The organism is Spirillospora sp. CA-108201, from assembly GCF_050936235.1.
Lineage (GTDB): Bacteria > Actinomycetota > Actinomycetes > Streptosporangiales > Streptosporangiaceae > Spirillospora.
The window spans coordinates 8,900,742-8,913,751 of the sequence record NZ_JBNJNE010000001.1; the positions used below are offsets into that span (position 1 = coordinate 8,900,742).

14 protein-coding genes are annotated in these 13,010 nt (G+C 71.4%); 7 read left to right on the forward strand and 7 right to left on the reverse strand.

The window, feature by feature from the left end; all coding sequences use genetic code 11:
* The first annotated feature begins 18 nt into the window (after positions 1-18).
* Positions 19-714, forward strand: coding sequence for a DUF3159 domain-containing protein (locus tag ACQEU6_RS42555; RefSeq protein ID WP_499339481.1), 696 nt, complete (start codon positions 19-21; stop codon positions 712-714).
* 243 nt (positions 715-957) lie between these two features.
* On the opposite strand, the gene ACQEU6_RS42560 is transcribed toward ACQEU6_RS42555, so the two are convergent.
* Both ACQEU6_RS42560 and ACQEU6_RS42565 read right to left on the reverse strand, forming a co-directional pair.
* A complete protein-coding gene (locus tag ACQEU6_RS42560; protein ID WP_499339482.1) occupies positions 958-1,617 on the reverse strand; it encodes a potassium channel family protein in 660 nt (219 codons plus the stop codon).
* Entirely contained in the window at positions 1,617-2,282 is a 666-nt protein-coding gene (locus tag ACQEU6_RS42565) for a potassium channel family protein (protein ID WP_499339483.1), read from the reverse strand. Before ACQEU6_RS42565 ends, ACQEU6_RS42560 begins: the two co-directional genes overlap by 1 nt.
* A 258-nt stretch (positions 2,283-2,540) precedes the next feature.
* On the opposite strand from ACQEU6_RS42565, the gene ACQEU6_RS42570 reads away from it, so the two are divergent.
* Positions 2,541-4,574, forward strand: a complete 2,034-nt coding sequence (locus tag ACQEU6_RS42570) for an APC family permease (protein ID WP_499339484.1) — start codon at positions 2,541-2,543, stop codon at positions 4,572-4,574.
* On the forward strand, positions 4,567-5,904 hold the full coding sequence (locus ACQEU6_RS42575; protein ID WP_499339485.1) for a class I SAM-dependent RNA methyltransferase: 1,338 nt from the start codon (positions 4,567-4,569) through the stop codon (positions 5,902-5,904). The genes ACQEU6_RS42570 and ACQEU6_RS42575 overlap by 8 nt, the downstream gene beginning before the upstream one ends.
* A 163-nt stretch (positions 5,905-6,067) precedes the next feature.
* On the opposite strand, the gene ACQEU6_RS42580 is transcribed toward ACQEU6_RS42575, so the two are convergent.
* The gene (locus ACQEU6_RS42580; RefSeq protein ID WP_499339486.1) at positions 6,068-6,253 is read right to left on the reverse strand and encodes a UTRA domain-containing protein; all 186 of its coding nucleotides are present in this window, start codon (positions 6,251-6,253) and stop codon (positions 6,068-6,070) included.
* 140 nt (positions 6,254-6,393) lie between these two features.
* Positions 6,394-7,200, reverse strand: coding sequence for a GntR family transcriptional regulator (locus tag ACQEU6_RS42585; protein ID WP_499339487.1), 807 nt, complete (start codon positions 7,198-7,200; stop codon positions 6,394-6,396).
* 129 nt (positions 7,201-7,329) lie between these two features.
* On the opposite strand from ACQEU6_RS42585, the gene ACQEU6_RS42590 reads away from it, so the two are divergent.
* Both ACQEU6_RS42590 and ACQEU6_RS42595 read left to right on the forward strand, forming a co-directional pair.
* Entirely contained in the window at positions 7,330-8,058 is a 729-nt protein-coding gene (locus ACQEU6_RS42590; protein WP_499339488.1) for a hypothetical protein, read from the forward strand.
* 100 nt (positions 8,059-8,158) lie between these two features.
* Complete coding sequence (locus ACQEU6_RS42595; protein WP_499339489.1) at positions 8,159-8,725, forward strand: GNAT family N-acetyltransferase; 567 nt, start codon at positions 8,159-8,161, stop codon at positions 8,723-8,725.
* Here the strand turns inward: ACQEU6_RS42595 and ACQEU6_RS42600 are convergent.
* Both ACQEU6_RS42600 and ACQEU6_RS42605 read right to left on the reverse strand, forming a co-directional pair.
* Positions 8,722-9,087, reverse strand: coding sequence for a VOC family protein (locus ACQEU6_RS42600; RefSeq protein WP_499339490.1), 366 nt, complete (start codon positions 9,085-9,087; stop codon positions 8,722-8,724). The two genes, ACQEU6_RS42595 and ACQEU6_RS42600, sit on opposite strands and share 4 nt — an antisense overlap.
* Before the next feature lie 29 nt (positions 9,088-9,116).
* Positions 9,117-9,890: an oxidoreductase gene (locus ACQEU6_RS42605; RefSeq protein WP_499339491.1), complete on the reverse strand. Its 774-nt coding sequence runs from the start codon at positions 9,888-9,890 to the stop codon at positions 9,117-9,119.
* A gap of 77 nt (positions 9,891-9,967) precedes the next feature.
* On the opposite strand from ACQEU6_RS42605, the gene ACQEU6_RS42610 reads away from it, so the two are divergent.
* Together ACQEU6_RS42610 and ACQEU6_RS42615 are read left to right on the forward strand one after the other, a co-directional pair.
* Positions 9,968-10,546 carry a TetR/AcrR family transcriptional regulator gene (locus tag ACQEU6_RS42610; RefSeq protein ID WP_499339492.1) on the forward strand — a complete coding sequence of 193 codons (579 nt, stop codon included), beginning with the start codon at positions 9,968-9,970 and terminating at the stop codon, positions 10,544-10,546.
* A 66-nt stretch (positions 10,547-10,612) separates the two neighbouring features.
* The gene (locus tag ACQEU6_RS42615; protein WP_499339493.1) at positions 10,613-11,794 is read left to right on the forward strand and encodes a GNAT family N-acetyltransferase; all 1,182 of its coding nucleotides are present in this window, start codon (positions 10,613-10,615) and stop codon (positions 11,792-11,794) included.
* 4 nt (positions 11,795-11,798) lie between these two features.
* Here ACQEU6_RS42615 and ACQEU6_RS42620 read toward each other — a convergent pair whose 3' ends face one another.
* Positions 11,799-12,830 carry a glycoside hydrolase domain-containing protein gene (locus ACQEU6_RS42620; RefSeq protein WP_499339494.1) on the reverse strand — a complete coding sequence of 344 codons (1,032 nt, stop codon included), beginning with the start codon at positions 12,828-12,830 and terminating at the stop codon, positions 11,799-11,801.
* Positions 12,831-13,010: the final 180 nt, after the last annotated feature.

The following is a 13,010-nucleotide window of genomic DNA, read 5'->3' on the forward strand; positions in this document are numbered from 1 at the left end:
ATCCGCCGGGAGAGCGACGTGAGCGAAACGGAAACGGGCACCGCGCGGGAGACCGCCGCGCACGACACCGTGGAGGCGGCCGTCCGCGCCCAGCTCACCAAGGCGCTCGGCGGCGTGCGCGGCATGGTCGAGGCGGCGGTGCCGACGATCGCCTTCACCGGTACCTACGTCGCCGCCGACAACGTCAAGATCGCCGTCGGCGCCGGCGTCGGCGCCGCGGTCGTGCTGCTCCTGGTCCGCATCGCGCAGCGCTCCAGCCCGCAGTTCGTCCTGAACAGCCTGTTCGGCATCGCCATCGCCGCGTTCTTCGCGCTGCGCTCGGGCAAGGCCGAGAACGCCTTCCTGCCCGGCATCATGCTGAACGCCGGCTACGCGGCCGCGATGATCTTCTCGATCGCGGTGCGCTGGCCGGTCGTCGGCTTCATCATCGGCTCGGTCACCGGCGACCCGACCGCCTGGCGGGCCGACCCCGGGATCGTCCGGCTGTGCTCCCGGCTCACGTGGCTGCTCGTGCTGCCCTGCATCGTGCGCGTCGCCGTCCAGTACCCGATCTACCTCGCGGACGGCGACCAGAGCGGCCTGCTCGGCACCGCGAAGATCGCGATGGGCTGGCCGCTCCAGGTCGCCGCGCTGGCCGCCATGGTCTGGCTCCTCGCCCGCGGCCGCACCCCCATCGACCGCGGGAGCCCGGCCAAGAGCCAAGAACCCGCCTAGCGAGCTCCTGCCCGGCCCCCCACCTTCTCGCCCTACCTTCTTCGCGCCGACCTCAGTCGTCGCAGCAACCACGCGACAACCTCAAGGGTTGCGATCGCGTCCGAAGGCAGGTTCGAGCGTGCGAGAACCTGATCGCGCAGCGAGCCGCCTAGGCGAGACGGAGCGATGCCAGCGATCGCCCGCGTTTCTCGACGATGGAGGGCCGCCAGGCCCGAAGGAGGAGAGAAATGCCGTAAGTGCGGACTATCTCCCGCCGAGGAGTTCTGCGAGTTCGTCTTCGACGTCCTGGCTGGCCACGAACATCAGCTCGTCGCCCGGCTCCAGGGTGTCGTCGGCCGAGGGGACCAGCACCCGGCCCTCGCGCAGGATCGCCACCAGCGCGGTGTCGCGCGGCCAGTCCACCGACCCGACGCGCTCGCCGCCGAGCGGGGCGTCCTCGGGCAGCGTCAGCTCCACCAGGTTGGCCTCGCCCTGCCGGAACGTCATCAGCCGGACGAGGTCGCCGACGCTGACGGCCTCCTCGACCAGCGCCGACAGCAGCCGCGGCGTGGAGACCGCCACGTCCACGCCCCACGACTCGTTGAACAGCCACTCGTTGTTCGGGTGGTTGATCCGCGCCACCACCCGGGGAACCCCGTACTCGGTCTTGGCCAGCAGCGACACCACCAGGTTGACCTTGTCGTCGCCGGAGGAGGCGACCACCACCTGGCAGCGCTCCAGCGCCGCGTCGTCCAGGGCGGCGATCTCGCACGCGTCGGCGAGCAGCCACTCCGCGCGCGGCACCATCTCCACCTTGATGGCCTTCGGGCTCTTGTCGATCAGGAGCACCTCGTGGCCGTTCTCCAGCAGTTCCTGGGCGATGGAGCGGCCCACCGCGCCCGCCCCCGCGATCGCGACCCGCATCAAGCTTCCTCTCCGTTCCGCGCCGCGACCGCGGCGTTGACGCGCTCCAGATCGTCGGCCCCCGCCATGATGTGCACGATGTCGCCGTCCTGGATCACCGTGTCCCGCTCGGGCACGAGCGCCTCGCCCATCCGGGACAGGAACGCCACCCGGGTCCGCGCGTGCTCCTCCAGTTCGCCGACCTTCTCGCCCACCCACAGGTGGCCGGAGTCCAGTTCGGCGAGGACGACCGCGCCGGTCGGGTCGCGCCACAGCGGCTCGGCGCCCTCGGGGAGCAGCCGCCGCAGGATCTGGTCGGCCGTCCACCGGACGGTCGCGACCGTCGGGATGCCGAGGCGCTGGTAGACCTCCGCCCGGCGCGGGTCGTAGATCCGGGCCACCACGTTGTCGACGCCGAACGTCTCGCGCGCGACCCGCGCGGAGATGATGTTGGAGTTGTCGCCGCTGCTGACGGCCACGAAGGCCGACGCGCGCTCGATGCCCGCCTCGGCGATGACCTCGCGGTCGAACCCGAACCCGGTGATGCGGCGGCCCCGGAACCCGCTGCGCAGCCGGCGGAACGCCTCCGGGCTCTGGTCGATGATGGCCACCGAGTGACCCTTGTCCTCCAGGATGTGGGCGAGCGTCGAGCCGACCCGCCCGCATCCCATGATCACGATATGCACGGCCGTTCCCTCTTCCGTCCAGGGGGCCGTCCCCCCGTACCCCCGCGCCGGGCACGGCATCCGCCGCCGACACCGCGCCGCACCCGAGGACCGTTTCCTGTGAATGATCCCTGCCGGGCTGCAAACCTACACATCCGCCCTGGCGAGTACTACTCAACCAGGCTTCCGCCGGGGCGGCGAGGCGAGCGCCCGCCCTCCGCTCCGCGGTGGCCGGGCGAGGCGCTGCGCAGCGCCTCGCAGGGGCTAGAGTCTCGTTGCGTGTCAAAGGTTCCAGACCTCGCGAAGCGGCTCCTCCTCGGCCGCGCGCTGAGCAGCGCCCAGCAGCACGAACAGCTGCTGAAGAAGCGCATCGCGCTGCCCGTCTTCGCGAGCGACGCGCTGTCGTCGGTCGCCTACGCCCCCCAGGAGATCCTCCTCGCGCTCGGCGCGGGCGGGCTCGTGATGTACCAGTACACCCCGTGGATCGCCGCGGCCGTCGTGGTCATCCTGCTGACCGTGGTCGCCTCCTACCGGCAGAACGTCCGGGCCTACCAGAGCGGCGGCGGCGACTTCGAGGTCGCCACCACCAACCTCGGCGGGAACTGGGGCGTCGTGGTGGCCAGCGCGCTGCTGGTCGACTACGTCCTCACCGTGGCGGTGTCGGTGTCGTCGGGCGTGGAGAACCTCGGCGCGCTGCTGAAGTTCATGCAGCCGCACGAGGTCGCCGTCGCGATCGTCATCGTGGTGCTGCTCACCCTCGGGAACCTGCGCGGCCTCAAGGAGGCCGGGGTCGCGTTCGCGATCCCCACCTACCTGTTCATGTTCGCCGTCTTCAGCATGCTGGCGTGGGGCCTGGTCCGGCTGTTCGCGGGCGCCGACCTCCAGGCCGAGACGGCGCACTACGAGGTCCGCGGCGACGAGACGGGCCTCGCCGGGTTCGCCCTGGTGTTCCTGCTGCTGCGGGCGTTCTCCTCCGGCTGCGCCGCGCTGACCGGCGTCGAGGCGATCAGCAACGGCGTGCCCGCGTTCCGCAAGCCCAAGGGCGAGAACGCCGCCACGACCCTGCTGATGCTCGGGCTCGTCGCGATGACGCTGTTCGGCGGCGTGACCGCGTTCGCCTACATCACCGACGCCAAGTTCGCCGAGCCCGACCAGGGCAGCCAGCTGATCGACCCGTCCACCGGCAAGCCCGTGACCGACGCCGACCCGGTGATCGCGCAGGTGGCGCACACGGTGTTCAGCAACTTCACCCCCGGGTTCGCGCTGGTCACCGCGATGACCGCGCTGATCCTCTTCCTCGCCGCCAACACCGCGTTCAACGGGTTCCCGGTGCTCGGCTCGGTGCTCGCGCAGAACCGCTACCTGCCCCGCCAGCTGCACACCCGCGGGGACCGGCTCGCCTACAGCAACGGCATCATCATCCTGGCCACCATGGCCGGGCTGCTGATCTACGCCTACGACGCGTCCGTCAGCCGGCTGATCCCGCTCTACACCGTCGGCGTCTTCGTGTCGTTCACCGTCAGCCAGGTCGGCATGGTCCGCCACTGGAACCGGCTCCTGGCCGCCGAGCCGGACCCGGCGCAGCGCCGCCGGATGCGCACCTCCCGCGGGATCAACGCCTTCGGCGCCACCCTCACCGGCATCGTCCTGGTCGTCGTGCTGATCACCAAGTTCGCGCTCGGCGCCTACATCGTCTGCATCGCGATGCCGCTGCTGTTCCTGCTGATGAAGGCGATCAGGCGGCACTACGACCGGGTCGCCGCGGAGCTGGTGCCCTCCGGCGAGGACGTCGCGCTGCCCGCCCGCAACCACGGCATCGTGCTCGTCTCCAAGATCCACAAGCCGACGCTGCGGGCCCTGGCCTACGCACGCGCCACCCGCCCGTCCACGCTGGAGGCGGTGACCGTGGCGGTGGACGCCGAGGAGTCGCAGCGGCTCCAGCAGGAGTGGGACGCCCTCGACATCCCCGTCCCGCTGAAGATCCTCGACTCGCCCTACCGGGAGATCACGCGCCCGGTCCTGTCGTACGTCAAGGGCGTCCGGCGCAAGAGCCCCCGCGACGTCGTCACCGTGTTCATCCCCGAGTACGTCGTCGGCCACTGGTGGGAGCACCTCCTGCACAACCAGAGCGCGCTGCGGCTGAAGGGCCGGCTGCTGTTCCAGCCGGGCGTGATGGTGACGAGCGTCGCGTGGCAGCTGCAGTCCTCCGACCGGCTCAAGGGGCGCCAGGAGCCACCCGGGCCCGGCTCCTCCCGGCGCCCGCCGCGGACCGGGGCGCACCCCGGTGCCGGTAGTGTTTCGGACCGTGACTGAACTCGAACCCGACGTCCTCGAACTGGAGGTCGGCAACGTCGCCAACGGCGGTTTCTGCGTCGCCCGGCACGAGGGGCGCGTGGTCTTCGTCCGGCATGCCCTGCCCGGCGAACGGGTGAGGGCCCGCGTCACCGACCGCACCAAGAACTTCCTCCGCGCCGACGCCGTGGAGATCATCGAGGCGTCCCCCGACCGGGTGCAGGCGCCGTGCCCGTTCGCCGGTCCCGGACGGTGCGGCGGCTGCGACTGGCAGCACGCCTCCCTGCCCGCCCAGCGGGCGCTGAAGGCCGCGGTCGTCCAGGAGCAGCTGGAGCGGCTCGCCGGGATCACCCGCACGGTCCTCGTCGAGGAGGTCCCGTACCCGGTCGACAGCGAGGTGACGCCGCCGCCGGGCCTCGGCTGGCGCACCCGCGTCCAGTTCTCGGTCTCCTCCGGCGTCGTCGGCCTGCGCAAGCACCGCTCGCACGACATCGAGCCCGTGGACGAGTGCCTGATCGCCCACCCCGGCGTGGAGCTGATGGGCATCGAGCGCAAGCGCTGGCCCGGCGCGTCCGGCGTCGAGGGCGTCGTCTCGGCGAGCACCGGCGACCGCCTCGTCGTGCTGCGTGGCCGCGACCGCCGCAAGATCCGCGTCCCGCGGCTGGACTTGCCGGTCCGGCTGGTGCGCGGCAAGCCCGAACCGGGCGCCGGGCTCCCGTACGTGCGCGAAGAGGTCTCCGGGCGGCTCTACCAGGTCAGCGGCAGCGGCTTCTGGCAGGTGCACCCGGGCGCCGCGCAGCTGCTCGCCGACGCCGTCGTGGACGCCCTCGAACCGAAGCCCGGCGACATCGCCCTCGACCTGTACTGCGGCGTCGGCCTGTTCGCCGGCGTCCTCGCCGACCGCGTCGGCGGTGACGGCCTCGTCGTCGGCGTCGAGTCGGACGGCCAGGCCGTCCGCGACGCCCGCTTCAACCTGCGCGACCTCCCGAACGTCTCGATCGAGCGCGGTCCCGTGGAGGAGGTCGTCGCCGACCTGGAGTTCGGCCGCGCGTCCTCCGGCTCCCGCACCCAGAACAAGCGGGGCACCGGCCACCAGGGCGGAGCCCGGGTCCGCAAGGCCGACCTCGTCGTCCTCGACCCGCCCCGCACCGGCGCGGGCCGCGAGGTGGTCGACCGGATCACCCGAGTGGCCGGCCGCAAGATCGCCTACGTCTCCTGCGACCCGGCCACCCTCGCCCGCGACCTCGCCTACTTCAGCGAACGAGGCTGGACCCTGGAAACCCTCCGCGCCTTCGACGCCTTCCCCATGACCCACCACGTCGAGTGCCTGGCCACCCTCGTCAAAGGCTGACCAACCCTCGACCTGGTGAGTTGCGTGACCAAGTGGGACTGGACGGGACCAAGCGGATCCGGTTCTCCGCCCTGTGCGCGCACGAATCGCGCACGATCCTGGTCCGCCCGGTTCTGATCGCCGCAGCCACCCGCCCGTCGACCCGCCGGTCGGCGGGCGGGTGCTATTCCACTGGCAGGACGTACTCGGCCTCGTACCGGTCTGTCGGGACGACGATGTCGGCCGCCTCCACCGGGCGCTCCGCCGTGCGGTAGGTCCGCCGGATCACCAGCACCACCGACCCGAGCGCCTCACCGAGCAGCTCCGCCTCCGCGTGCAGCACCGGCCGCGCCGACACGACCTCCTGCACCGACTCGACGTGCTGCGCAACGCCGGCGTGCTCACGAGCGAGGAGTTCGGGCGAAGTAGGCCGAGTTGCTCGCTCGCATCTGGCCGGCGCGTCACCGCCTACCGGGAGGCCGACGCGCGGTTCGCCCTCCTCGGCTCTGGTCAGAACTCGTCGATGCCGCCGACCTGGCCGATGGTGAAGATGTGCCGCGTCGCCGAGCAGATCGTCTCCAGGGTGTGGATCGGCGTCCCCTCGGTGGAGTAGGAGGCGCGCAGCACCTGCACGACCCATTCGCCGGGGTCGAGCTTCAGCGTGTCGGCCTCGAATCGGGTCGCCGGGCGCGCAGTGAGCGTCTCCTCGGCATGTCCGAATGCGTAGCCCAGCGCGACGATCGCGGCCTGCAGCGACGGCTTGACGAACTCCGGCTCGGCTATGCGCGTCCCGGTGAACAGGTCGGCGCGGAAGTAGCTCGTGGCGATGCGGACGGGCACGTCGTTGGCCGTCATCATCTTGCGGCGGGCCAGGATGTCCTCGCCGGGCTCGACGCGCAGGCAGGCGGCCACGTGCTCGCTGGCGGGCTCGGTGCCGATGTAGAGCATCCGGCGGCCGGGCGTGATGCCCTGGCGCTCGGCCTCGGTGAGGAACAGTGACGCTGACCCGCGGGTTGCCGGGTCGGTCGGGAGTGCGCGCTGCACGATGACGGGCGGCCCCTGGCTGACCGGCGCGGCTGGGGCCTTGGCAACGGGACCCTTGCGCATCTGCGAGACGCGGCCGGGCGTGACGCCGAGCGCCTTGGCTATGTCCTCCAGGTTGTGGCCGGCCTCGCGCGCCTCTGCGATCGCGCCGCGGCGGATCCTGGCCGCCTCCTCGGTGAGCCCCTGCTGCTCGGTCATGGCGCGGCTGATCGCCCGCGCCCGCTCGATCGGGTCAGCGATAGCGGAGATGTCCCGCAATGTCCTCAAGTCCACGTGATCGATACTCCGGTCTTTACCTGGTGAACTTTAGCCCCCCTATTGCGCGTGCTTCCGAGGCGGCCTAACCTCACCTCCGAAGCGATTTTAGACCCCCTAAAGGTCACTACGTCGAGGGGTGTAGTCATGGATACAGCCACGTCCGGTGACGCGGACCAGTCTCCTACAGAGGGATCAAAGGCCGCACCGCCGCCCCGTGATCTCGAAGCACGCGTCGCGGCGTTAAGGGCCGAATTCCCCGGCTGGACGGTCACGTCCCACGACACGCCGCCCCTCTACCGGGCGGTCAAAGAAGGCGGTGGCGACAGGGGGATCATCCTCGGCGCCGGGAGCCGTGCCGCCTTGTGGAACCACCTCGCGCGGCAGGACGATGCCGACTGTGAGCGGGCCATGCTCGCGCTGAGGATGGTGCTGGAGAAGCACGGCGCAAGGATCGTGAAGCATGACGTCAGCCTCGTCGTGAAGACGCGGACCGGCATGGCGCGGTCGGTCGGTGTGCTGCGGGGGCGGTTCGTCTGGGACTCCGGGCTCGATCTCGGGCCGGCAGACGCCGTGGACGAGGTCGCCGTGAAGGTCGCGCGGCTGCTCGGGCTGGAGCTGCATCCGCAGCTGTCGGTGCTCGCCCGGCGCATGGGCGTCCGCGGCTACACCGTGGACGTCGGCGCCCCGGAGATCACCGTGAAGACCGCCGTCGGCGTCTCACCGCCGCGCGCCGTGCGGATCACCTGCGAGCCGCGGCCGACGGACGAGGACCGCGACTGGTTCTGGACGCACTGGGGAGACGCGCTCGCTGAGGCCGGCGACATCACCGGGGCGGAAGTCGCTCTCGTAGGGCTGCTGGCGGCCAAGCCATGAGCCGGGCCCGCCTACGCCACGGCGGCCGAAGCCCGTGCGGAGGTCATCGGCATTCTGGTAGGACGTAGCGGCCCCGCTTTCGGGATGTCGGGAGGCGGGGGTGTTCGGTTGCGGGTCGACTTCCGGAGAGGCTTGGTGGATGGTCGGTATCCGAGAGTGCAGGGAGGAAGATCTTGAGCTGCTGGAGTCCCGCATTCCCTCGCCCGGTCGGACCAGGAGGCATGCGGCACGGTTCGACCAGCAGCGGCGCGGTCTCACCACGTTTCTGATCGCCTGGGACGAGACCGTTCCCGTCGGAACGGGGCAGATTCTGTGGCACGGCTGCGCCGCTCCCGAAGTGAGGCGGCGGCATCCGGACTGTCCCGAGCTCAACGGCCTGGGCGTCTGGCCGCCCGAACTGAGGTACCGGGGCATCGGGAGCGCCATCATCGACACGGCCGAAGCCCTCGTCCGCCGACGCGGTCACGACCAGATCGGGCTGGGTGTGGACGACGGCAACCAGCGCGCAGCCGATCTCTACCTCCGGCTCGGTTACCAGGAGACCGGCTGCCGCTACCTTGATCGGTACCACTACATCGACGACCACGGGACCCGCCACGAGGTAGTCGATCCCGCGCGGTTCCTGGTCAAGCGACTCGGTCGGGCGGGCGGCGCGCCGGCTTCTTAGGCCGGTCGTAGGCAGAAGGGGTGTCCGGTCGGGCTGGCGTAGACCCGGCTGCCGTTCTCTTCCGGGTGGACGTCGTCTTTGGGGCGCAGCCTGGTGGCGCCGGCTTCGGTCGCCCTGCGGTCGGCGGCCGCGAGGTCGTCGACGGTGAAGTCGAGGTGCATCTGCTGGGACGTGCCGTCCGGCCAGTTCGGGGCGATCTGTCCTGGAGCCGACTGGATGACGAGCATGGGCAGGCCGGGGGCCTGGACGAAGTGGTGGCTCGGCGTGCGGGTGATCGAGCCGCCGAACAGCCGGTGCCAGAAGGCGCCTTCCGGCTCCAGTTCGGCGGCGTCGATGACCATGGAACTCAGGTTGATGATCATGGTTTCCCGTTCTTCGGGTCGGGCGGTGCTCAGACGGTCGGGATGATGCCGCCGTCGACGCGGAACTGCGCTCCGGTGAGCCATTTCGCGCGCCGGGAGGCGAGGAACGCGATCAGGTCGGCGACGTCCTCCGGGTCTCCCGGGCGGCCCATCGGGACCTTCAGGTGGTCCACGATCCGCTGCTCGATCTCCTCGGGGCTGATGCCCTGCTGGTCGGCCATGCGCTGGAGGTGGGCGGCCGCGCCTTCGGTGACGACGAAGCCCGGAAGAACGCACACCACGCGCACTCCGTGCTCGCCCACTTCGGTCGCCAGTTCGCGGCTGTAGGCGTTGAGCGCCGCCTTGGCGGCGGCGTAGGACGCCTCGGTGCGCTGCGGGAGCCGGCTGGCGATCGAGGAGACGTGCACGACGACGCCGGAGCCGCGTTCGACCATCCCCGGTACCAGGGCCCGGTCCAGGCGCACGGCGCTGAGGAGGTTCATCTCCAGGTCCGCCCGCCAGGACTCCTCCGACCGGGTCAGCGTCGGCGCCGGGGCGCTCGCCGCACCCGCGTTGTTCACCAGGACGTCCACTCCGCCCACGCGGTCGACGACGCGGCGGCCGAGTTCCGCCACGCCCTCCTCCGTCGAGAGGTCCGCCGGAATGAACGTGGCGCCGGCCCCCTCCTTCGGTCTGCCCCGGGACGCCGTCAGCACGGTCGCGCCCGCGGCGGCGAACCGGCGGACGGTCGCCTCGCCGAGGCCGCGGCTGCCGCCGGTGACCAGCACTCGAAGGCCGCCGAGTCCTTCATCTGCGATCGTCATGGGATCTCCCTCGTAACATGAACCCGACTCCGGAAACAGTACACAAGCGGAACCGGACTCACCTTATGGAGGTCCCGTTGGCTTCATCACGCCCGCTGCGCGCCGACGCGCGACGCAACCGCGAGGCGCTCCTCGCCGCGGCGCGGGAGGCGTTCCTCGGCGGCGACACCGACGCGCATGTCGAGGAGATCGCCCGTAGTGCCGGCGTGGCGGTCGGGACGTTCTACCGCCACTTCGAGACACGCGAAGTCCTCATCGAGGAGGTCTATCGCAAGGAGGTCGACGAACTGTGCGCCGCGCCCGCGGAGCTTCTGGACCGGCACGCCCCCGACGAGGCCCTGCGGCGCTTCCTGCTGCTGCTCGTGGACCACGCGGCCGTCGGCAAGGGGATGTCCGTCGCCTTGGAGAGCATCATGGCGACGGACTCACCGGTCTTCGGGGCCGCCCGCACCCAGATGGCGAACGCCCTCGACCGGCTGCTCGCCGCGGGCGCCGAGGCCGGCGCCGTCCGCTGCGACGTCACGGGCTCCACCCTGCTGCGCGCGCTGGGCGGCATCTGCGGGATGCGCGCCACGGAAGGCTGGCTGGTCGAAGCCCGGCAGATCACCGCCCTCCTCTTCGACGGCCTGCGCCACGGCGCCCGCCGGGCGACCTGAGCCGGATGCGCCGGCCCACTCCCATGGCCTTGGAAAACCTGTTGCGCGGCCGCATAGCGTGGAAGTGTGATCGAGATCAGAGAGGTGCCGGAGGCCGATGCCGGGTTGATGATCGACTTCGCCGGGATGGTCTTTCACGTCCCCGTGGAGGAGATCGACCGCGAGCGGGACGGGTGGCCGCTGGCGCGGGCCGAGCGGATCGGGGCCTTCGACGGGGAGACGAAGGTCGGGCAGTTGGCGGCCCTGCCGATGCGGCTCTCGGTGCCGGGTGGGCTGCTCGACTGCTCGGCGGTCACGTTCGTCGGGGTGCTGCCCACGCACCGGCGCCGGGGGATCCTCACGTCCATGATCGACCGGATGGTCGCCGACGCCCGTGCCGCGGGGCGTCCGGTCGCCGCGCTCTGGGCGTCCCAAGGCGCGATCTACGGCCGGTACGGGTTCGGGCCGGCCACGCGGGCGATCGGGCTCGAAGTGGACACGTCGCGTCCGCTGGCGCTGCGCACGGCTCCGGATGACCGGCCGCTGCGGCTCGTCGACGCCGGCTCCGCGTTCGAGGTGGTCGACCCGATCCACCGGCGGGCGCTGTCGGTGCGGCCGGGCGGGCTCGTTCGGGACGCCGAGTGGTGGGCCCGGGGGATCCTGCGGCCGGTCGACCGGGACGCTCCCGGGTACACGGCGCCGCGCGTCGTCGTCCATCCCGCCGGTTACGCGGTCTACCGGGGCCGGCCGGGGATCGTGAGGGTCGTCGACCTCGTCGCCGACACGCCCGAGGCCGAGGCGGCGCTCTGGGGATACCTGGCGTCGATCGACCTGACGTCAAGGATCGAGGCGCCGACCCGACCGGTGGACGACCTGCTGCCGCACATGGTCGCCGACCCCGACCGGGTCACGATCAAGAGCGACTACGGTGCGCTGTGGCTGCGCCTGATCGACCTGCCGGGCGCTCTCCGGGCCCGCTCCTGGGCCGCCGAGGACACCTTCGTCCTGGAGGTCGACGACCCCCGCATCCCGGAGAACGCGGGCCGCTGGCTCGTCAAGACCGGCGTCGCGCCTGCCTGTGACCCGTCCGACCGGGCCCCGGACCTGAGCCTGAGCGCAGCCGACCTCGGGGCCGTGTACATGGGCGGGCAGAGTCCGGTCACGCTGGCCCGGATCGGCGCGGTCGCCGAGCACACGCCCGGTGCGGCGGCCCGGCTGGAGGCCGCCTTGTCCGTCCCTCTCGCGCCCTACATCAACGACGACTTCTGAGGGCTCAGCGCCAGAAGAAGACCTTGGCGCTGGCCTTGTCGATCGTCGCGGCGGCGGCGCCCTGGTGGAGCAGCTGGAAGCGGACGCGCTTGCCCTTCTCGACGGTGTCGGCGGCGAGGCCGTAGACGAGGTTGGTGATGTCGCCGACGGAGATGTAGTCCTGGATCGGGCCGATCTGGTAGTCGGAGGCGTCGCCGTCCGCCACCTCGACCACGCGGGCCTGGATGAGCGTGCCCGCCGGGACGCCGCTCAGCGCCGCGCTCACCGACAGGCTGTAGCGGGCCGATCCGGTCAGCAGGCTGGGGCCGCCCGGGTCGTTGTGCTGGTGCTTCTTGTCGGAGTACTCCTTGCTCCAGGTGACCTCGGTCCACTTGCCGGGAGGAAGCTCCTGGTGGTCGCCACCGGTGCCGACGGACACGTAGTCGGGCATGTCGTCCTCTCCCTGGGGCGAGACGCCGACGCGCCACTGCCCGAAGTCGCTCGCGACGCCGCGGTCGTAGTCGACGCCGACGCCGTTGATCGTGTGGTCGTTGGAGTACTGCTGGAGCTGGGCGCGGGCGTCCCACCTGCCGCCCGACCAGGCGTACGTCTGCCAGCCGAAGGCGATCTTCTTGGCGTCGAAGGCGCGCCTGACCGGGCCGTAGCCGCCGTAGAGGCCGACCCGGCCGCGGCCGAGGACGCTCGCCGCGCCGTCCAGGTAGGCGTTGATCTCGTCCTGCTGGCCGGCGGCGGCGTCCCAGTCGGCGGCGAAGTAGACGGGCCGGTCGTCCGGCATGCCGCAGGCCTCGGCCTGGGCGGCGGCGTCCCGGGCGTCGGCCGCCCCGGCGGACCGCCCGTCGAGGGGACGCTTGGCGGACGACTCCCACACGACGACCAGCCAGATGCCCGCCGCGGACAGCTGGTCGGCCTCCTCGCGGGTCAGGTTCTTGCCGGTCGTGTCGTGCGACAGGTAGCGGCACGCGAACTTCGCCCCGGCGCGTTCCAGCGCGGGCGCGCCGGGGCGGCCCCACGCGTAGTCGACGCCGAAGACAGCCATGTCAGCTCCATGTGCCGGGGATTGTGGGGGTCCTGGCGATTTAACAGGCTTCGTGCTTTGAGGCGCAGGAGATTGCGGAGGTTGACAGTCCGTAAGGGGGCGGACGGTCAAGAGTCGCCGTGCGTGACGACACGCCGACGCAGCGTTGGCGGGCGTGCCTCCGGATCACTAGAACGGACG